The 20364-nt window shown below is 38.4% G+C and carries 26 protein-coding genes and 1 tRNA gene; 24 read left to right on the forward strand and 3 right to left on the reverse strand.

Annotated features, from left to right (window positions below; translation table 11 throughout):
• The first annotated feature begins 52 nt into the window (after positions 1-52).
• The 3 genes from AC1DOK_RS05625 to AC1DOK_RS05635 all read left to right on the forward strand — a co-directional run bounded on the left by AC1DOK_RS05625 (position 53) and on the right by AC1DOK_RS05635 (position 1284).
• Positions 53-505 (forward strand): RusA family crossover junction endodeoxyribonuclease, encoded by a 453-nt coding sequence (locus AC1DOK_RS05625; protein ID WP_477553263.1) that lies wholly within the window; start codon positions 53-55, stop codon positions 503-505.
• Complete coding sequence (locus AC1DOK_RS05630) at positions 492-821, forward strand: hypothetical protein (protein WP_477553264.1); 330 nt, start codon at positions 492-494, stop codon at positions 819-821. The genes AC1DOK_RS05625 and AC1DOK_RS05630 overlap by 14 nt, the downstream gene beginning before the upstream one ends.
• 148 nt (positions 822-969) lie before the next feature.
• Entirely contained in the window at positions 970-1284 is a 315-nt protein-coding gene (locus AC1DOK_RS05635) for a hypothetical protein (protein ID WP_477553265.1), read from the forward strand.
• A 114-nt stretch (positions 1285-1398) separates the two neighbouring features.
• Here the strand turns inward: AC1DOK_RS05635 and AC1DOK_RS05640 are convergent.
• A tRNA-Arg gene (locus AC1DOK_RS05640) sits at positions 1399-1478 on the reverse strand.
• 151 nt (positions 1479-1629) lie between these two features.
• On the opposite strand from AC1DOK_RS05640, the gene AC1DOK_RS05645 reads away from it, so the two are divergent.
• Positions 1630-1833, forward strand: a complete 204-nt coding sequence (locus tag AC1DOK_RS05645) for a hypothetical protein (RefSeq protein ID WP_477553266.1) — start codon at positions 1630-1632, stop codon at positions 1831-1833.
• A 76-nt stretch (positions 1834-1909) separates the two neighbouring features.
• On the opposite strand, the gene AC1DOK_RS05650 is transcribed toward AC1DOK_RS05645, so the two are convergent.
• On the reverse strand, positions 1910-2113 hold the full coding sequence (locus tag AC1DOK_RS05650) for a DUF6199 family natural product biosynthesis protein (protein WP_477553267.1): 204 nt from the start codon (positions 2111-2113) through the stop codon (positions 1910-1912).
• Positions 2114-2310: 197 nt separating this feature from the next.
• On the opposite strand from AC1DOK_RS05650, the gene AC1DOK_RS05655 reads away from it, so the two are divergent.
• Complete coding sequence (locus AC1DOK_RS05655; protein WP_477553268.1) at positions 2311-2781, forward strand: ArpU family phage packaging/lysis transcriptional regulator; 471 nt, start codon at positions 2311-2313, stop codon at positions 2779-2781.
• Positions 2782-2850: 69 nt separating this feature from the next.
• Here AC1DOK_RS05655 and AC1DOK_RS05660 read toward each other — a convergent pair whose 3' ends face one another.
• Positions 2851-3423, reverse strand: a complete 573-nt coding sequence (locus AC1DOK_RS05660) for a DUF4145 domain-containing protein (RefSeq protein ID WP_477553269.1) — start codon at positions 3421-3423, stop codon at positions 2851-2853.
• A gap of 352 nt (positions 3424-3775) precedes the next feature.
• Here AC1DOK_RS05660 and AC1DOK_RS05665 point away from each other — a divergent pair, with 352 nt between their 5' ends.
• The 19 genes from AC1DOK_RS05665 to AC1DOK_RS05755 all read left to right on the forward strand — a co-directional run bounded on the left by AC1DOK_RS05665 (position 3776) and on the right by AC1DOK_RS05755 (position 20364).
• Complete coding sequence (locus tag AC1DOK_RS05665; protein WP_477553270.1) at positions 3776-5200, forward strand: stalk domain-containing protein; 1425 nt, start codon at positions 3776-3778, stop codon at positions 5198-5200.
• Between the two features lie 359 nt (positions 5201-5559).
• Positions 5560-5760 (forward strand): hypothetical protein, encoded by a 201-nt coding sequence (locus AC1DOK_RS05670; RefSeq protein ID WP_477553271.1) that lies wholly within the window; start codon positions 5560-5562, stop codon positions 5758-5760.
• A 35-nt stretch (positions 5761-5795) separates the two neighbouring features.
• Entirely contained in the window at positions 5796-6179 is a 384-nt protein-coding gene (locus AC1DOK_RS05675; protein WP_477553272.1) for a hypothetical protein, read from the forward strand.
• 166 nt (positions 6180-6345) lie between these two features.
• Positions 6346-7008 carry a hypothetical protein gene (locus AC1DOK_RS05680; protein WP_477553273.1) on the forward strand — a complete coding sequence of 221 codons (663 nt, stop codon included), beginning with the start codon at positions 6346-6348 and terminating at the stop codon, positions 7006-7008.
• 80 nt (positions 7009-7088) lie between these two features.
• Positions 7089-7517: a hypothetical protein gene (locus AC1DOK_RS05685; RefSeq protein WP_477553274.1), complete on the forward strand. Its 429-nt coding sequence runs from the start codon at positions 7089-7091 to the stop codon at positions 7515-7517.
• 15 nt (positions 7518-7532) lie between these two features.
• Positions 7533-9206: a terminase large subunit gene (locus tag AC1DOK_RS05690; protein WP_477553275.1), complete on the forward strand. Its 1674-nt coding sequence runs from the start codon at positions 7533-7535 to the stop codon at positions 9204-9206.
• 17 nt (positions 9207-9223) lie between these two features.
• Entirely contained in the window at positions 9224-11167 is a 1944-nt protein-coding gene (locus AC1DOK_RS05695; RefSeq protein WP_477553276.1) for a portal protein, read from the forward strand.
• On the forward strand, positions 11167-11394 hold the full coding sequence (locus AC1DOK_RS05700) for a hypothetical protein (RefSeq protein ID WP_477553277.1): 228 nt from the start codon (positions 11167-11169) through the stop codon (positions 11392-11394). The genes AC1DOK_RS05695 and AC1DOK_RS05700 overlap by 1 nt, the downstream gene beginning before the upstream one ends.
• Positions 11395-11459: 65 nt before the next feature.
• Positions 11460-12269 carry a hypothetical protein gene (locus AC1DOK_RS05705; RefSeq protein WP_477553278.1) on the forward strand — a complete coding sequence of 270 codons (810 nt, stop codon included), beginning with the start codon at positions 11460-11462 and terminating at the stop codon, positions 12267-12269.
• A 30-nt stretch (positions 12270-12299) separates the two neighbouring features.
• Positions 12300-13445, forward strand: a complete 1146-nt coding sequence (locus AC1DOK_RS05710) for an SU10 major capsid protein (RefSeq protein WP_477553279.1) — start codon at positions 12300-12302, stop codon at positions 13443-13445.
• A 14-nt stretch (positions 13446-13459) separates the two neighbouring features.
• Positions 13460-13744 (forward strand): hypothetical protein, encoded by a 285-nt coding sequence (locus tag AC1DOK_RS05715; RefSeq protein WP_477553280.1) that lies wholly within the window; start codon positions 13460-13462, stop codon positions 13742-13744.
• Between the two features lie 60 nt (positions 13745-13804).
• Positions 13805-14350: a phage adaptor protein gene (locus AC1DOK_RS05720; RefSeq protein WP_477553281.1), complete on the forward strand. Its 546-nt coding sequence runs from the start codon at positions 13805-13807 to the stop codon at positions 14348-14350.
• The gene (locus AC1DOK_RS05725; RefSeq protein WP_477553282.1) at positions 14351-15895 is read left to right on the forward strand and encodes a hypothetical protein; all 1545 of its coding nucleotides are present in this window, start codon (positions 14351-14353) and stop codon (positions 15893-15895) included.
• Positions 15896-15906: 11 nt separating this feature from the next.
• Positions 15907-16677, forward strand: a complete 771-nt coding sequence (locus AC1DOK_RS05730) for a hypothetical protein (protein WP_477553283.1) — start codon at positions 15907-15909, stop codon at positions 16675-16677.
• On the forward strand, positions 16674-17726 hold the full coding sequence (locus AC1DOK_RS05735; protein ID WP_477553284.1) for a hypothetical protein: 1053 nt from the start codon (positions 16674-16676) through the stop codon (positions 17724-17726). The genes AC1DOK_RS05730 and AC1DOK_RS05735 overlap by 4 nt, the downstream gene beginning before the upstream one ends.
• 9 nt (positions 17727-17735) lie before the next feature.
• On the forward strand, positions 17736-18416 hold the full coding sequence (locus AC1DOK_RS05740) for a hypothetical protein (protein WP_477553285.1): 681 nt from the start codon (positions 17736-17738) through the stop codon (positions 18414-18416).
• 21 nt (positions 18417-18437) lie between these two features.
• On the forward strand, positions 18438-18764 hold the full coding sequence (locus AC1DOK_RS05745; RefSeq protein WP_477553286.1) for a hypothetical protein: 327 nt from the start codon (positions 18438-18440) through the stop codon (positions 18762-18764).
• The gene (locus AC1DOK_RS05750) at positions 18764-18925 is read left to right on the forward strand and encodes a hypothetical protein (RefSeq protein WP_477553287.1); all 162 of its coding nucleotides are present in this window, start codon (positions 18764-18766) and stop codon (positions 18923-18925) included. The genes AC1DOK_RS05745 and AC1DOK_RS05750 overlap by 1 nt, the downstream gene beginning before the upstream one ends.
• Positions 18926-19026: 101 nt before the next feature.
• Positions 19027-20364 carry a hypothetical protein gene (locus AC1DOK_RS05755; protein ID WP_477553288.1) on the forward strand — a complete coding sequence of 446 codons (1338 nt, stop codon included), beginning with the start codon at positions 19027-19029 and terminating at the stop codon, positions 20362-20364.

Here is a 20364-nt window from a genome sequence, read left to right on the forward strand (position 1 = left end):
TAAGGTACGAAGCAGCTAGGGAGCTCCAACAACTACGTAAGGTGGTGTAAACATGAAATTGATTATTAAAGTTGATCCAATGGGTACGGTGCGCATGACTGCTGGCATGGTGAAACGTCTTAAATGGAATCTGTATGAACCAGGTGATAAAAGGGTTGAACGAGTGCAGCGTTACCTTGGATACAAGCAATACTTATCTACTATTGCAAAGCAACATGTCAAAGATGAATTACTTACTGGTCCCATATATCTAGACTTAATTTTCTACATGCCAATGCCAGTAACGTGGAGTATTAAAAAGAAAGTAATGATGGAAGGTAAGCCGCATACGAGCAAGCCCGATAGAGACAACTTAGAAAAAGGCGTATGTGATGCATTCAATAAAATCATTTGGAAAGATGATGGACAAGTCTGTGATGGGCGCACTCGTAAGTTTTACAGTAGAGAACCAAGAATCGAAGTTGAGATAAAGCGGCTGGATGTGGTTAGTGATGGCGTGGCCTAAGAAACAGAAGAAGGATAAAGCACCTTGGAGAGTTGATATTCTTAAGCACCACAAGCGTGTAAAGCTTACACAAAAGCAAAAGGGCGACATATCTGCAAAGGTAGATAAGGAATTAAAAGAACGATCAAACGGAGTATGTGAGCTATGTAGAGGGGCTAGGGCATCACAAAGAGCTCACATAACAGGGAGAAAGCAAATTGATCATAAAACAACTGCATTTGACCTATTACATGTTTGTGTAAGGTGCCATATCTGGATGGACGAGACGCCAGAAGGAATTAGGTTTAAGCGCGAATTGAAGGAAAGGATCGCGTGAATTGTGTGAGTGAAAGGAGATAGGAGAGTTGATACCTGACGAAAGAAAGAGACTTAGTCCTCTCCTATATAGGGGGATATAAATCTAAATCTCTTATACGGCTTGGGTAATTCGGTCGAATCGAAGCAAAGACGAAGGAGGAACAGACGTGCATCTAATCGAGTTTACAGATGGATCATCTACAACGGAATTCGTTGGAAAGAAAAGTGAGTTTAAAGATGCTAGCCACTTCTTAGGGGAATGCAGAGGGGAATTTGATTGGAAGTTTGATGATATAGATTTCGAAATTAAGCATGAACATGTGATTGATGGGATGTATTGCCGTTACTATCCTAAAATGCCTGAAGATATGTCTCATCTGGATTTGGAAAGCGGATATACATTTTGCGAAAAAGGACGAGGGGCATTTGAGGTTTACGTTTTACCGTGGCAAAAACTTTGTAAAGAATTAGCATTTGCTTAATAGGACATCGAATCATAGAGCAAGATCAAAACACCATAGACAAAAAATACGATGGAGAGAAGAGGAAATGGAAGTGAAAATGAAAAACCCCAAACATTTAAGTTTGAGGTTTTATCGGGGCAACGGGACTCGAACCCGCAAGGATTTCTCCGCTAGTTTAGAAGACCAGTGCGTCTGCCAGTTCCGCCATACCGTTTTCTATATTATCAGTATATTAAAACAAAATCTAGTGTTTTATATCTGGTAGAGAAAAATAAGCTAATGCACATTACGACGATATAGCGTAACACAATTGGCCGAGGGGCATCGATTCATAGCAAGATCAAAACACAAGGAGGACTGGATATGCCAGTATTAACATTCTCTTGCCCAAAATGCAGTGCAGCAATTGGGTTTGAATACGCAGATTATGAATTTAAAAATTGGGTTTCTGGTAATGATGATCATTTTGAAATATTGACATGCAATGGATGCGGAAAGCAATTAAAGACAGTACCGTGGATCGCTGTATTCGATGAAGAAACTGAGGAAGCGGTAACATTTGTATAATGCCGAAGGCCATCGTATCGACCGAATAGGCAAGAGCCGTAAAAGATCGGAGAAGCTTCTCCCCTATAAAGGTCGATCAAGTAAATAAGATATATATAACCATTAATAAACCAACAATAAAAGTAAACACGCCACCAAGCTTTGCGAGCGATATGTAGGTATCACTTGGTTCGGAGTCACCATCAACTTTCCAACCTTCTTTCATGTACCAAGCAAAATCAGGTTTTATTATGTTAATCAAACCAATAATTATCGCAAATATCCCTACAAGCAAGTACATCAAATCAACTCCTTTGAAGATATATACGGAATAATCTGGAAAAAGTTACTGATGGGAGAGTGAATTGATTGCACTAAAATTCTCCCTGACTTTATGGGGATAGATACACAAAGAAATACCCCTGCAAACTTGGTCGGGGCGCAGGGGCAAAGAACATACATTCCTATTAATTATACCATGGGGATGGTGATCAGGGAATGGGGAAGAACAAAGGGGAAAGAGTAGTACAATTATCAATGAGTATTTATCCGATCGATGAGGATGCGACAAAACGGGCAGTTGAGAAATACTTATTTCAAGCTAGGGAATACAAGGTAACTGAATTCATACCACTCGAACAAAAGGTAACAGCAGCTTATGAACCTCAGTTTAGAGATAAGTACGCTGTAAGCTCACCTGTACAAAATATAGCAATATATAATATAGACGAACCAGAACGCCGCAGGCGGCATCTGGAACGTGCTAATAGAGCGATAAACAGACTAGGGACTACACAAAAGCAATTGGTACAAGAGCGTTATATAGAGGACGACAACGTTAGCGACATGGAAGTAGCTTTAAGATTAGGTTATTCTGATCGTCACTATAGACGCATCAAGTCATTGGCAATATATCGATTAGCTGATGCCCTTGGATTAGTTGTACTGATGGATGAGGAAGCTAGTTAGTTAATCATTTGGGGTAGAAAAGGGAGTTACGATTATCATCGTACTCCCTCATATCATTTCAAAAGTACATTACTTTTTATCTCTTGCTTCTATTCCATCAAGTTTACTCTTAGGCAATCGAGAAAATAAAGTGCTAATTTTTTTCTTTCTCGTAATTTGATCTTCAACAATGAAATTAATTAATTCAAACATTTGTATCGCTGTGTCTTGGTCATCTTGAAGATCAAATTCACCTGGATGTACAGATTCATTTCCAATGACACGAACTATATCTAGTGCTTGTTGAACTTCTTGTGGAAGTCCTTTTTGAACTAATGAGCCTATATCTTTATTTATATCTTTACCGGTTTCGCCTAATTCAGCCATAAGTTTTTGTAAACATAATCTTAATAAGGCTGCAGCACCTCTAGGAGAAGCATTTACGATGTTTCTAGCTTCAAGATAATCATTACCTATGGATTCCGGTAGGTCACTGTGTGGCATTGGAGCGTTTGAGGATAAAGGAATAATCATCTTTTCTTTATACCAGTAAGCAATTTCACAACAATGTGTACATTTGCAAATTAATAAGTCATTGTTAACAGCGGAACCGCCTGTACCAGAGGGATAATAAGTTATCATCCAATCTTGTTTAGCTTTCACGTTACAGTGTGGACAATGAAATGATGTTTGATGAAAAGTTGGGGGGAAATATTCGGATTTCATGCAATCTTCCCTTTCATATTATTATTTATTAAGTTATTCGATTATTTTCGACTTAATCCTCTAGTTGTTCATTAATTGGGACTGTATTTTGTTTGTGAAAAGAAGGAAATATAAACCATATGTTGAAGTAGGCACAGGGAGGTTATACAGATGCATGAAGTATGGTTAATGACTCTTGGCTAAACGGATGAGAAAGTAATTATTTGGGACAAGAGGATAAGGTATACGAGTATAAGAAAGCTCATTTTAATAAGATAATTCAACCACATTCTAGGAAGGAAGAGCTAACATGAAATTGGTAAAGTCATTACTGCTAACTTTAATTTTAGCAACCTCATTAACATTGTCAGCACAAGTCTTTGCTGAACAACCTATTAAAGTGTTTATTGATAGTTATGAGGTCGATTTTCCAGTTCCACCTGTAATGCAAAATGATACGACTTTAGTACCTTTTAGAGCATTCTTTGAAAAGTTAGACTTGAAAGTTACATGGGATGAAAGAACACAAACAGTTACAGGTATAAAGGATGGCTTAAATATTCAGCTTAAGATTGGAGATATGAATGCACTTGTTAATGGTAAAGCTACATCACTTGATGTAGCGCCTACAATGATGAATGATTATACTTATGTACCATTGAGGTTTATTGGAGAGAGTGTAAATGGCGAGGTTTTATGGTTTGGAGAAACGAAAGAGATTTTAATTTCTACCATTTTGGATGAGAAGTTGTTAAGTGCTGTTCTATTAAATGATGCGGAAGGAGTGAAAAGTTTAATAAAACAAGGAGCAAATCCAAATTATGTTGTTCGTTCGATTAGTAGCGAACAAAATGTTAGTTTTCTGAAAGGTAATATAACTGGTAGAACGGTTCTGGAATTGTCTGTGGGTCATAATGACGCTTTAAAGGCACTACTAGATAGTGGTGCAGATCCAAACACAAAAAATGCTCTAAATAACACTCCTCTTCATTTTGCCGCCCATGGTTATGATCCTATAGCAGTTAAATATCTTATTGATGCGAAGGCAGATATAAATATAAAAAATCATGAAGGCAATACTGCTTTAATTTTTGCTTTGGATTCTTATAAGGTTGCAACAGAAAGTCAGAAAGCCAAATTGAACACGATTTTATCTTTATTAGGATATGATGTCTCTAAACTTTCAAATAAAAAAAACCCGACAAATAGTTCAATTAATGATATAAACTTAAATGTAACTTGGGGCACAAGTGAAGCAGATATAAAATTATCAAGAACAGATAAACCTTATATTAATGATATAGTGGACAATGGGAATAAAAGGTTAGTTTATAAACACGAATTCGATTTAGGTGAAACAGGCAGAATTATTTACATATTTGATTCAAAAGGTCTGACTGAAGTTATGCTACTGGTTGATGAAAACTCGGAATTTTACATTCCGTTTAGTGTATATGTTGGACAAACAATTAGTTTAAGTGATTACTATAATAATGGTGAAATACCAGCTAATCATATATGGAAGGCTGATAGTATCACAATCCAAGCTTATAAAAATGATTATGGTGATGATGTAACGGGAATGTGGGAAATGGCAATTAGAAGTGATGATATGACACTTGGAGCTAAATTTAATACCAAAGATACTATTATCGTAGCAACAATGTTTAATGCTGGTACTTTTGAGAAGCCAAATTACATGGCTGGTGTAGTCTATACAAGAAAAATAGAGTAGATCTTCAAGAAATAATTCATAATAGTGATAGTCACTCGTTTAAGAGTGGCTTTTTCTTTTGCTTTGAAAGGATAAAACTTATGTGGTGCTTTTTTTATTGCTCATTTCGTTAATATGTACATATTATTCAGTAAATTCAAGGTATCTGTTTGAATCGAAAATACTGTTAACACAACTTAACTTTAAGTATTACTGTTATCTTCGAAAAATAGAAAATACATGTCCGCTTTAAGTCCGCTACATGTCCGACAATGCTAAAAATACCGTGATATAGTTGTAGTATGAAGAGTTAAATACGTGAACCGAGTCGCCTAGTGCGGCTCTTTTTTTATTATATGGATCGGAGGGGAATAGATGAGATGGATACGCAGACTAATCCGTTTGATAAGAGGGTGGAACAAGCCAGAGCCAAGGAATCGAAAAGAGAAGCGCCATGGCAGGAGATAGAATATCAGAAGCCAGCAAAGTGCATAGGATGCCCTTGGGGTACATGGCAGGGTACAGTGCACTATTGTCCTAAACCTGAAGGTCTCTGTGTGAAAGAGGAAAAAGCTTCCTGATGTCGAATTATGGCATATGATGGGAGGTGATAGCTTTGGGCAAAGATATGACTAAAACATATGAAAATCACATAAAAGATTTAGAAGAAAAAATATCCAGTATCTACACAGTAGAAACGTCAGATGAATTGAAAGGTGCCGGTTCAAAAGAGAAAATAAACATTCTGGATGAACTAGAGGCATGCAATGCATTGGAGCAGATATACTCAGTCATAGAGAAAGAAGGAGTAAGAGAAGGTGAAATATTCACCAATTACAATAAATACTTAACAAGTGTAAGAAAGCATTTAACGATTCTTAATAAGCTAAAAGAAGAGGTTGAACGGAATCATCTAAGTGATTTAACCAATTCTAAACTACTTTTGCATGAGTTTAAAGAATACTTGAATGTTATTAAGTTGAATAATGATCGGAAATAGAGAGCTTTCGAGCTCTTTTTTTTATTGCTTATATCGTTAATCCTTAAATCAATACATCCTAACAATATCAAGACACCTATTTGAAGAGAAAATATCGTTAACACTACTTAACGTTAAACTATATCGTTAACGAAACAATTAATGTTACTCTAAGGCAGGTGATTGAATGGCAAGAAAATCGAAAATTGAACAGTTTGGACTCGAGTCGTTTATTGATGACTTGCTATTCGAGACTCCTGAAATGCCACATACAGAGATAGCACGGTTATGTTCCAATAAAGCTAATGAAGAAATATCGAACATGGCAGTTAAGCGATACCTTGAAGCTAAGAATGACCAGGAACAGCGAACCAAGAAAGAAGTAATCGTTCAGGATAGGCGCAGAGTGCTCAAAGTAGTCAATCAGGAACTGGATATCATCCAGCTGCAGTATCAGACGACAGAGCGATTGCTTAAACGATTCGAATTAGTGGATACGCTGCCTGAATACTTTGCTGAACAAATCGAGGAACTTGCAGAAGGATTAGAACGGCAAGGGATCGATACAGAACGTTTGATGGATTGGCAATTTAAGTTTGAGGGTGAACTTAAGCGAAAGATATATGAACTCACAACTCTTAACCGAGAGCTTCGAGAAAACAGTAAGTTCTTAGCTGATTTACGGGAGAAGGCATTCGAGTTTAGTTTGGTGCAAGAGTATATAGCAGTGTTTATGGATGAGTTCCGCAAAGAGTCGCAGTCTGCGTATGATACTGCTATTCAACGGATAGCTGCTAATCCAAGGATGCAGAGAATTGTCGAGCAACAACAGATAATGCGGAATAATTAGACTATATATCACCTTGTAGAATATAATAGCTATTAAAAACGGGGTGTATATATTTGGAACAGAAGCCGAAGTATGAATTAATGGATCAAGGACAAATTTTCTTAGCGGTCATGGGAATATCATTTGTAATTCTAGCTATTTTTAATATTTGGGGATATTTCGATATTGATGCAAATTTGATATCAATATATTCAATATCAGGTATGTGTTTTTCGGGTGCTGACTTATTCAAAGCAATGATGGATGATAATCGTAGTAAGATTTACAACATAAGAAACGCGATTATGTACTATGTTTGCATGATTTTTGCATCTTTTAGTTTTATTATATTGCCAATAATATATGTCAATAACAAAGAGGATCTCAGTTTATTAGGAAACGGGTCAACTTTGGGTAGTATTGGCATTATGATATTTTTAGTTTCCATGAGAAATATAATTGGGAGTAGTAAATATGTGAATAGGAAGAATATGAGCCTATCAAAAAATGAAGTAGATATAGATAGTTAAGAGGTGACAGTTAATGTGCTTGCGAAGATACATGAAGGTATCAAAGAACAAGTCAGATTAAGGAATGAATTAACTATTGTCAGTGATCCACGAGAATACATTGAGCAGAATCTATATATCAGAACAAAAAATAAAACAGTCGTTAACTTGCTATTCAATCCAATTCAGGTCATGTACTGGGGAGATAAAGCAAAGCGCGACATTATCCTTAAACCTCGTCAATTGGGCTTTTCTACGCTCACCATTGCGAGGTTTTTTGAACGTGTTATCAATGAGGACAACGTAACGGCTGTAATAGTAGCGCATGACTCTGATTCAACACAGAAGATGTTCCAGATGGTCCAGCTGATGTATGATCGGTTGACTGATGCTAAAAAGGATCAGCTTAATGGTGGTAAGAGTAAGCCGAAGTATGGTAACCGTAAAGAGTTCTTCTTTGCTGGCAACAACTCACGAATCTATGTTGGTACAGCTGGATCAGATAAGTTCGGTAGATCTCAGACAATCAACTATCTACTATGTTCCGAGGTTGCATTCTGGCCTAATCCTGAGGAACTAATGACTGGTATGCTGCAGGCGGTACCTTATGATGGTGAGATTGTCATTGAGTCTACAGCAAATGGTGTAGGTAATTACTACTATCAGACATACCAGGATTCGAAGAAAGGCACCAATAACTGGACAGCACACTTCTATGCATGGTTCCAACATCCTGAATATCAGCTACCTTTATCACCAAATGAAGTAATTGAATTTGATGAAGAAGAACAGGTATTAGTTGATAAATACAATCTAACTCCTGAGCAGATTAAGTGGCGGCGTTGGAAGATTGCTGAGATGCCGCAGACTCCAGATCGAAGTAAAGAGGATTTATTCCGTCAGGAGTTCCCGGCTAATGAGATGGAAGCATTCTTGATGTCTGGATTGCCTGTATTCGATAGCAAGAAGGTAATGGCGCGAATCGAACTATTAACCGAGATATACAAGGCCCAGAAGCCTGTACGTGGAAACTTCACTTATCAGTACAGGAATGAAAAGATAGTCGATAACACTATTAAGTTTGTTCCCGATCCAAATGGCGTTGTAACGATCTATGAGCATCCGCAACCGCGAACTCCATATGTAATGGGTGGAGATACAGCAGAGGGCGGCGTGGACAATAGCGCAGGGCAGATGTTGAATAACATCACAGGCAAGCAGGCTGCTGTATGGCATGGTCACATTGATACTGATCTTTATGCTAAACAGATGTATTGCTTCGGTAAATATTACAATTACGCTTTATTGTCCATTGAAATGAACTTCGACTTGCATCCAGTCAAGGAACTTGAGCGATTAGGTTATCGCAGACAGTACAAGCGCGAGGTCATTGACGAGATAAGCGGTAAGAAACAGCATAAATATGGTTTTCAAACTACAAGCGTCACACGTCCGGTTATCATCGCAGAGCTTGTGCAGATCGTACGTGAGACAATTAACCTCATTAATGACATTGCTACACTACAAGAAATGCTTGTGTTCGTTCGTAATAAGAATGGCAAGCCTGAAGCATTAGCAGGAAAACACGATGATCTTATCATGTCTCTAGCGATCGCATATCAGGCACGTGGGCAACAGTCTATGAAATTGCAAGAGCAATATGATGAAGCTGATGGTTATGAATCAGCATTTGGGCGTACTGGATACTAATTTGAGGTGGTGATGATTTGGCAAAGGAAAATGATGGTAAAGCTAATTTAGAACGATACATGAAGAAGATTGAATCAGCTGAGAAGCATCGGGATAGCGGATACCGTGAGAAGTGGACTAGGCTATATAAGCGATGGCGAAACCATGTTGATCAGCTTAAGGATCAGCAAGGCAAGCCGATTAAAGATCGTTCCAACATTTCTATACCATATTCGTTTACAATGCTTGAAACCGTGCTTCCAAGGCTTGTTGAGACATTATTTGCTGGCAGGCCATACGTGAGTGTGAAGGCAAGACCGCGTAGCAAAGAAGAGTTACAGCAAAGGGAACTTTGGGAATCGAATGCAAAGAAGATGGAGATGCTTCTTGATTATCAACACAATGAAGTCATGGACCTACAGGACATATTTCATGTCGGTCTAAAGATCATGGGGCTTTATGGTACAACAGTCGGTTATGTAGGATGGCTCTATGAAGAACAAAATGTAATTCGTAAGCAGCTAACACCTGTTATGGAAGATGACGGTTTAGGTAATGAAATTCCACTTACCGATGAGTCAGGTCAACCAATACAAGATTATCAACCAATGCAAATGACAGAAGTAAGTTACGATGATCCAGAAGTCAAATTCCTTGACTTGGGTCTTTTTTACGTGGATCCAAATGCAGAGGATATTGCAGATGCTCGTTACTGTGGTCATGTGTGTTATAAGTCGAAAGAAGAGTTACAGCGACTACATGATCAAGGATTTCTCAAGATTAATTGGAAAGACGTGCCGAAGGATAGTAAGCAGAACGAAGCGCGAAACTATCGTATGTCAGCTGTGGGACTTCCATCTAATCAGGACGAGAATACGCAGCATGAGGACGATAACTTATATGAGGTTCATTATTACTGGGAGAATGATAAGTGTGTAGTCATTTTGAATCGTTCATACGTTGCGAAGGAAGATGACAATCCGTTCTGGCATAAGAAGAAACCTTATGTGAAGGACGTTTACACTAAAGTACCTGGTGAGTTTTACGGTATTGGTATGATTGAAATGATTGAGGACTTGCAGGACGAGCTGAACACAGAGCGTAACCAGCGTATTGATTACCGATCGTATTCGATGCGTAGACCTTTCAAGGTGCGACGTGGCGCGAATATTGACCCTAATCAATTGGTTTGGAAGCAAGGGCAGAAGATTTATGTCGATGAAATGGACGACATAGAGGTAATGTCAGTCGCTGATAACAACCTCTCAGGATCATTTAATCAAGAACAGCTTATCAAGCAGGATATGCGTGATACTACTGGTGCACATGACGTTGTTATGGGAACACCTTCAAGTGGTGAAACTGCAACAGCTACCATGTCACGTGATAACAATGCATCAATGAGGTTCAAGCTTGTTATTTCAAGTGTTGAGAAGCGTTTACTAGTTGGCATAAGCCGTATGATGATCCAACTTAATCAGCAGTTCATGGAAGACATTCGTTTACTGCCTTTGTTTGATCAATCAGCAGACGAATGGCCTGAGGTTACACCAGAGGATATTCAAGGCGAGTTTCATCTAATCGCTGCCGGTTCATCAGTTGAACCAATGGCTAATAAAGAAGCATTCAAGCAGCGCATGGTGGAGCTTTACAATATCGTTGCACAAGATCCGTTCATGCAAGAATTTCCTAATAAACGTAGGAACTTTCTCAGAAAGATATTCGAAGCGTTTGATATTCAGGATACGGATGATCTTCTCCCAACTGATGAGGAATTAAGTGGATCGTTACAGGAAGAAGCAATGCAATCAATCATGAGTAGTCTTCCACCAGAGTTAGCACAAGTGGTTATGCAGTACCTTGGTGGAGGACAACAACAACCTCCTTCTGATCCAATGCCATTAGAACAACCGATGCAATCATCTGGAGCTAATACAGCTATGCAAGCAGAGCAAGGCATGCAGATGGTAGGTGGTATGTAATGAGTGAGCCATCAGAGCGAGCTATTGCTATTCTGTCACTTTTTGAACATGAAGGCTGGCGTTTGGTCGAACAGTATCTAAATGACCGAATGGCAGAGCATACAAGCCGCCTGTTAACGTGTCCGCTTGAAGATGTTGAGAAGCACCGTGCGAGGTATAACGCCTTGAATGGTGTTTTTATATTTATGCAGGAAATAATTTATCAGGAAAATGAATCAAATTTATAACTGGCCACTGGTGAGAATCCATTGGCCTATTTTTATGCGCGAATAGCGCGAAAGGAGCTTTACACATGCCTATTTTCGAACCAGCGATACCTGAAACTGAATCCCCGGATCTCGGACACGAGGAAGAATCAGCCGTTGAAAACGAAAACGAGTTTGAAGAGTCTGAACAAAACTTTGCAACAAAAGAACAAGATATTCAGGACGATGAGGAAGCAGATGATTCACCCTCCGAGCAGGAACGCGGTGAAGAACTGTTAGCAGGCAAATACAAATCAACTGACGATCTTGTCAAAGGTTATAAGGAGCTAGAAAAGCAATTCCATCAACAACGACAACAAGCTCAATCTAACCAGAGTGCTGCTCCTCAAACTCCAACCAATCAAGTTGACTACAACGAAATGTTTTGGGAGCAGTTTAGGGAAAATCCTTTAGGTACGATGCAAACTTTGCTAGATATGCGGATCAATAAGGAATTATCTCCGATTCATGAACAGCGACAAAGTGAAGTTCTGACACGAAACCTTGATGATGTTGCAAAGGAATATCCTCAAATGAGAACAGAGGAAGGATTCTCAGCACTTCATGGAAAGGTCAAAGAGATTGCAGCAGAACTCGGTAATCCTGACCTTGCAAGTAATCCTAGCCCTCGTGTGTTGCGTATGGCAGCATCAGAATTATTTGGTGATACCAAAGCGCAGTTATATCAGAAAGCAAAGAATGCAGGAAGGCAAGAAGCCGAGACAGCTCGTAGGTCAAAACAAGGGCTTAATGCTACAGGCGTTACAAAGCAAAAATCAGATACACCTAAATCAGAAGAAGAATTAATCCGTGAATCGATAGTTAATGCTGGTCGGCGCGGAGGTATTTTTGGTTAAAATCAAATTTAAATCAAAGGAAGTGTAAATATGCCACAAGTAACTGGTGTAAGAGGTACAGGTAATATTATGCAAGGTAAAATGGTCATTGATATGTCCAATGACATTGCACTACTGGAGCCATCAGCGGCCCCGTTAGTGACATTCTTGAAACGAGCTAAGGGCAAGACAGAAGGGGCAAGTAACCCTGAATTTAAGTGGTTAGAAGATGATTTGGGAGCTCGTTGGGATGCAGTTAATAGTGCTGCTGGACATGCTGCTGATGTCACAAGCCTTGTAGTGGATAATGGAGATTACTTCTCTCCAGGCGACATCGTAAAAGTTCCTCGAACTGGTGAAGTAATTCTTGTTAAATCTGTTGCTGCAAACACTCTGACTGTTGCACGTGGGTTCGGCGTAACCGGTGCGGCTGCCTTGGTTGATAATGATCCTCTTGTTATCATCGGTAATGTGAACGAGGAAGGCTCTGGTACACGTATCATCAAGTCAACACAGGAGATTGAACGGTTTAACTACACTCAAATCTTCAAAACTCCGTTTGGAGTAACAAACACCCAGAATGCTTCAAAAATGTATGGCGGTAGCGATCTATCTTATCAACAAATGAAGAAAGGTATCGAGCATACTGTCGATATGGCCCGATCATTCTACTTTGGTGAGAAGAAAAAAGATACGACTGGTGCTCATGCTAAGCGTTCTACCGGAGGGCTTATGTCCTTTTTATCTTCTAACAATTACGATGCTGGTGGGCAACTTACACAATCTGAATTTGATCAGAATGTTGCTGAAGTCATATTCCGTTATGGAGGCAAAGAGAAGTTAATGTATTCTTCCGCACGCCTGCTTTCGGTTGTTAATGGATGGGCAAATGGAAAACTTCAAATTGAACAAGGTGAAACTACATTCGGTTTAGCAGTTGTTAAATATGTAACACCTTTCGGTATTCTTAACTTAGTTCATGAACCTCTTTTTGAAGGTGCAGTATATGGTGGTTATGGAGTTGTTATTGACCCTGAAAACATCAAATATCGTCCACTTAAAGGACGCGATACAAAGCTTGAAACAAACATTCAAGCGAATGATGAAGACCAGCGAAAAGATCAATATGTAACTGAAGCAGGGCTAGAAGTTCGCTTACCAAAAACACATGCCGTTATCACTGGTGTAACGAGCTAAGGAGGGCTTAAACGATGGCTAAATTTATTTCTAAGTGTGATAATCTTGTGCTTTGCATGAAACCGAACCGCAATTCAATTATTGATGGGATTGTGGTTCCGGTACCCGGTGAGCATATTCGCTTTACAGCAGGTGAATATGAAACAACTGAAAAAGCAGAAATCAAATTCATTCAATCTCACCGATTATTCGGATCTCAAATTACTGAAGTGGAAAAAGTCGAAAAAGTTGGTAAAGGAACTGCTGCTGATAAAACTCCTGAACCGACTGATCCTTCTGAACCACCAGCGACTGAATAACTTGAATGGCAGGTCCTTTGTGTCCTGCCCTCTTTTTTTATTTAGAGAGTAGGTGATGAATTGAAGTTAAGCGAGATTATTAAACAGGTTAATCGTGATACTGACGAGGATTACGACAACGGAGATATTATTGATTGGGTAAATCGTGCATTAGATGATCTGACATCTGTTGCAAAGATGCAGGCGTATAAGTCATATCCTGATGACCAATTGAATTCTTATGACATTCCCGTTGATTTGCACGATGTAGGTTTCGTAATGGTTGGAGATAATGTATTAAGTCGTATTTCGGTAAGAGATAAGAATAGGCCTGGATATAAAATGTGGGCAGGAAAACTGTCTTTGCAAAATATATCTGGCACAATTGATCTTTATTATTATCGCAAGCTAAAGCATATGACTCCACTTGACATTGATAATGAGCCTGATCTAGAGCCTGAATATCATGATTTACTGATTTTGTACGCAATAGGTAAAATGCAATTTGCTGAGGAAGATTACGATGATCGTCCTAATTCACTGCAGGATTACGAAAGAAGAAAGAGGCAATATGAGCTATATCGGTCTAAGCTTCAAGAGACAAACGACACGATTGGGGTGGGATAGATGTCGCAGAAGATGCCACCTTACTCTATACGTGATTTTTCTCTTGGGCTTAATGACAATGATGATCCTGCTCTCATAGCTGATAATGCGGCTGCTGATGTACTTAATGCAGTTATAACTAAAGGTCCTGCTCCACTGCGTAATGGTTATGTTAAATACACTCCAACGGCATTATCTCAACCGATTACTAGGCTTTATCAGTTTTTCAAAAATAATGGCCTAAAAGAGATATTGGCTGTCTCTAATAAGACAGTATACAGGGATAATAATGGTGCTTTAACTGCTATTCCATTTAGCGTAATAACATCATTAACTACAAGCGAAACAGCACAGCTAACCTATAAAGACCGTAATCTAAAAGATGTTGTTCTAATTGCGGATGGTGGTAAGCTTAAAGTCTACGATTGTACTAATGTTAAAGAGGTTGTTCCTTACGCACCAACTACACAAGAACAAACTGATCCTGGATTAAACGACCTTTCTAATCTAACGAATTTTAGAGCAATTGCAGTTAAGCAGGATCGTATTTTTGCTCTAGCGCATCCGACAGTTAAGAACCGACTAAGCTTCTGTCATCATGATTTTAAACTTGGTTATGCTGCATTTGATTACTGGCCGGCAACATTTTTCTTTGATCTAGTTTCAGAAGAAAACGATGAGAGTATTACCTTACGAACATTTCGTGATGCAATAGTTGTATTTAATCGACGCACAATATGGATTCTGTATGGTGATGGTCGAACAATTAATGACTATAAACTGCATCGTGTAAACGTTCCTAGTGGATGCTGTGCGCCTGAATCGGTGTGTTATGTCGGTAATAATCTTTTTTACTTATCTGATGACAGAAAGGTATATTCGCTCTACTCAACTGACCAGAATTACATTAGTGCAGAAGTCGTATCTACTGATAAGGTAACTCGTTCGAGCGTAGAGAAAACACTTAGGAATATACCAATGGCTGATTTACAGAAGGCAGTAGGTACGTTTTATGATGGACGGTATTGGCTATCATTCCCAAGTGGACTAACTCTTGTTTATGACGTTGATCTTCGATGCTGGACGAAGTTCTCAAATATCAAAGCAAACTCCTTTCTTACATTGGATGGGGTTCTTTATTTTACATCTAATAACGGACTTATCTATCGATTCGACGAAAAAGTATTTACTGATGACGGTGAGATGATTCTGTATTTGCTTAAGACAAAGAATTTTGACTTTGGTTATCCGGTACAGATTAAGAAATACAAACGACTGTGGGCTGTTGCTAAACAGTATGAAGGTGAAAGCTCAAGTTTTAATGTACGAGCTCTCATTGATTCCATTGAAGTTAATTTAACAGATATTTCGACAGACTTATCTGGTGAGTGGGATGAAGGAGATTATGACAATGTGGATTGGGATTTCCAAGATGTGGTTCAGATCCGAAGGAAGATTAGAGAAAAAGGTTTTACCATTCAATTCGTTATTACAAATAATCTGATCGCAGAGCCATTGATTCTGTATCAAATTAATATCTTATACAAGCTCAAAAAGGCAAAGTAAGGAGATCGGACATGGGAAAAATTCAAAGATTATTTAATTTTAAACCCAGAACGAGAATTAAGTCAGATGACGTAAATGCCGAATTGAATCTTCTTATTAGTGCTCATAATGCTCATGATGACCGTTTACTAAGTACAGAAGGTGAGATTAGTGGTTTATCAAATTCTTTGCCTGGTTCTAGTGGTGCTGAGAAAATTGGATCAGCATTTTTATCGCAACTAAGTGGAACTACGGTATACCAACAGCTCAATTCAGCAAATACACAATTGAGTAATTTAGCTGTTCATAATCATGATAATCGTTATCATACCAAGGAAGAAATATCAGCTTATATGCGTACAGGAGATACGATAATTAAATACGAAGTGTTCACTATTATTAGCTCCAATAATGGTGATGGAACATTCACTTATCGTGATGCAGCTGGACAAACGCATCAAGGCACTTTGACTTTAGAGGGATATCAGAGATTTGAATTATTTTCTGGTAATTATGTTATTGGGGAAAATAGAATTGAAGCTATCGTAAATGATACATTACACCGTTCACAGAAAAGTGGAGGGCTTATTGAAAGCTCAACAACTAGCATAGTCCTCACAGTACCAGAAGGTAATGGAGCTGAGATTACATTCAAGTACTTTGAGCGTCTTGGACTTACGGGGGAACACGCAATAACGCATCAAAATGGTGGAGCTGATGAAATAAATGGTCTACTAAATATTTCTTCTCAAGAGCCTGTAAATAAAAAGGCAGGGAAGCTTTGGGGTAAGGTGTTGTTATGATAGGTGGAAGAAGGATCGATTTCAGTCTATTTGATGAAGAATTAAAACAGATGGTTAATGCGTCTGCAAAGATATTTCCCATTGCTACATTTGAGGATTTACCAGCTACTAAGGATAAAGAGTATTACCAAGTACTCACAGGATCTCATAAAGGGGAAATTTATTTTTGGGATAATGAAACATCGAGTTATATCTTAATTGGAGCAAATGATCTACGTGTTGATTGGGGCGAGGTAACTGGGAAACCAACTATGTATCCTGCAGCTGATCACTCACATCAAAAAGCAGATATTATTGACTTCGATCACGATCACAACTCAATATATGCATCGATAACTCATGATCACGATTTGGCTTATGCCCATCTAGATCACAATCATGATGGTAATTATGCAGCATTAAACCATTCTCACAATTTGATTTATGCGCCTTTCGATCATAATCATGATGGAGCATATTTAAAAAAGACGGATGCAAGCACGCAATTTGCAGGAAAGGCTGATAAAGATCATTCACATCCTGTCGAATTTACTCAAGTAACCGATCACGAAAGAAGGATAAATTCTATTGAGTCAGGATACTCAGATGGTCATTATCATAGTAATTTATCCATTCTAGAAAAGTTAGATTATACGGGTACATCCTTGAGCGTTGATTTAAAAGTGGTTGATGAGGTAGATATCCATATAGTTGATCCTAATATTCATGTGGATGAATTATCAAAGGCAAGATGGGATGCCAAGTCTGATTTTAGTGGACAGTACAGTGATTTACTAGGTAAACCAACTATTCCAAGTAAAGTTAGTCAGTTATCGAATGACATTGGTTTCATTACTACTTCTGCTATATCTGGAAAAGCAGATAAAATCTATGTTGATCAACAACTAACAAATAAAGCTGAATCATCAACGGTAAATGGGCATCTATCTAATGTAGATGTACATGTCACACAAACGGACAAAATTAATTGGAACAACAAGAAAAATATAAGCGTAGGTAATGAGCCTATAGTAAATAATCCAGGTGATTTCTGGTATAGAACATTGTGAGGTGAGAACATGACTCTTAAAAAAATCGAGATCAATGAACGTAACCCAGCTAATAATGAATGGGATCAAGTGTATATCAAAACATCAGCCGATATAGTGACGATTACTGATGCAGCTAATAAGTTTACAGCAACTGATGTTGAAGGTGCATTATCTGAGCTTTTTACGTTTGCCAATGACGGTAAAAATGGGACTATTTCCGTTGTTGGCTTACCTGCTACAAGTGGAAATACGTTTGCTCAAGTTAACGCGCATATCCAAAATGCTAAAAATAAAGGTGCAGCTAACCTAACTGCAAAAGGTACAGCAGCAAATGGATCTGAAAGCTTAGATGTTCTAATGGGTAAAATTGCAAATGTATCTACAGGGAAAAAGTTTGCAACAGGTACTGTTAAGAGCAGCTATTTTGAATCTAATTTTACAAGGAAAAGTGGTGTTGTAATAACAAATTACTCAATTAATGTTAAGGGATTAGCTTTTAAACCAAGTGTTATAATTGCCTATCTTGAATCTGATGATAGTTTTATACTTTACAAAGAAAATTTTGATCCAGATTTTTCAACAATCGTTGGAAGTGAGTTCTTTAAATCAATCTCTCCACTGAGGGTTAATGAAACAGAATTTTTTCTACCAGCAGGGTATGCAACATCTCAACGAGAAGCTCAGTATACATGGTGGGCATATGAATAAAGAAAGTGGTGATTTTTAAATATGGAATATGGAATGAGAATAATTTTTGATTCAGGAAATGGTGAACCTCTAAATGGTACATTAAATGAAATGCATGGCGATCTACAGGAAGGATTAAGACCTTTATCAATTGACTTTATGGATCTTCCCTTTGGATACAATGAGAACAATTTTAAGAGAGCTGTAATTTATCATATTGATGTTAGTAAACCTAAATCCGCACCTGTTTCTGAACGTATTGTCATTACTCAATGGATTGAAAGTGTTCCAACACCAGAGGAAACGATTAAAGCTTTAGAAGATCAATTGCTATTACAAGAAAATGAAAAAGTAGGAGGGTTACTATAATGGTAAATGAAGTAGTTGTGCGTATTTTGGCTGAGCGTATTATGAATGGTGGTATGAATCCATTGAAGCAAAGACCGTTTGAATTGGACGATGTGACGAATCCAGAGTACAAGCAAGCTGTGGAGGATTACATTATCATCAATAGCGGAGTAGTAGCTTAACGGATAAGGATGAATAAGCTTAACATCAAGAACACCTATTAAGGTGTATTTTTTATGCCCTCGAACCTCGGGGGTTATTTGTATTTGTCAGGAGGTGCATTATGGCAGTTGTTGGTTCAGCAACAAAAAAGCCTGCTTATGGGTCGAATATATCTAATTTCGATCCAACTAATGATAAACATAAACAGATAGCCGATTTAGGAATGCAATGGCAGGCTGCATCTGGAAATAAACAGTTACAAGGTCAATTGAATCAACAAGCAAATGCAATTCGTAATTCTATTGGCAATGGTGGTTCTTATGATTCAATCAAAGGTGTACACACAATGGGAATGGAAAAACAGCAACCTATGCCACCTTCACCTATCTCATATGGCGGAGGTGGAGGTGGAGGTGGAGGTGGGTCATCATGGTCTCCACCTGAAACACCTACAATCTCATTTGATGATGCATCAAAGCAGGTTAGCGGTCAGCTTGATCCATTATTCGCTAGAGCGCTCCAGAATCTTAAAAATAATCAGTATCAGAATGAAATGAATGCAGGCGAACGAGCTTCTAAGATAGGCGGCTCACACTCTGGATTGCAGCAGGATCAGCTTAATAAGATTGCATTAGCTTCACAAGGTCAAGCTGCTGATATGGAAGCTTCTAAGCAGGCAAAGATTGCAGAGATGGCACAGGCTCTTGTAAATCGTGATCAAGACCGCGCTGATCGTATTCGAGAACAATTATTCAGCGAGTATATGGGACAACAGAATCTTGGATTACAACAAGGACAGTTGACTGGGAATTACAATAACCAGAGAACTCTAGCGGGGCAACAGCAAGACTGGGGCCAAAATATGGATTGGGCAGATCGAACTGGATATATGCGTAATGGGATTCAGACTCTTGCAGGCAAGCAATTTAATGCTCAACAAGATCAAAGACAGCAAGACAATCAATTCCGAGAAAAACAATTTACCACCCAAGAAGCACAGCGTCAATGGGATAATACGTTTAAAACTCAGCAGTTTGATTTTACTAAGGCACAGCAGTTATGGGAAAACACATTTAAAGATAAATCCTTTGATCAAAGCGTTAAGCAGTTCTCTCAACAGATGGGACTTGATTGGTCGAAACTTAATCAACAACAATCTCAATTTGTATCTGAAATGGCATTTAAAAATAAGGCTCAGCAGCTGGATCAGAACAAGTTTGATTGGTCTAAAGATCCTAGTAATCCTTCTTACTATGGTAGCTCAAGCAAACCGAAGGAAACGCAAATACCTAGTAAAGATTCGTACGAAAACCTATCGGCAACAAAAAATGAAATGTCAAAGAGTTCAAATGTAACAAATCAAGAAGCTAAATCTTATGCAAATTCAGTAAGAGATCAGTTCAGTGATTCAGATTATCGGGACTTGATGAAGTGGATTGATGAGAAATTTATAAATTAG

The organism is Paenibacillus sp. P5_B5 (assembly GCF_056400365.1).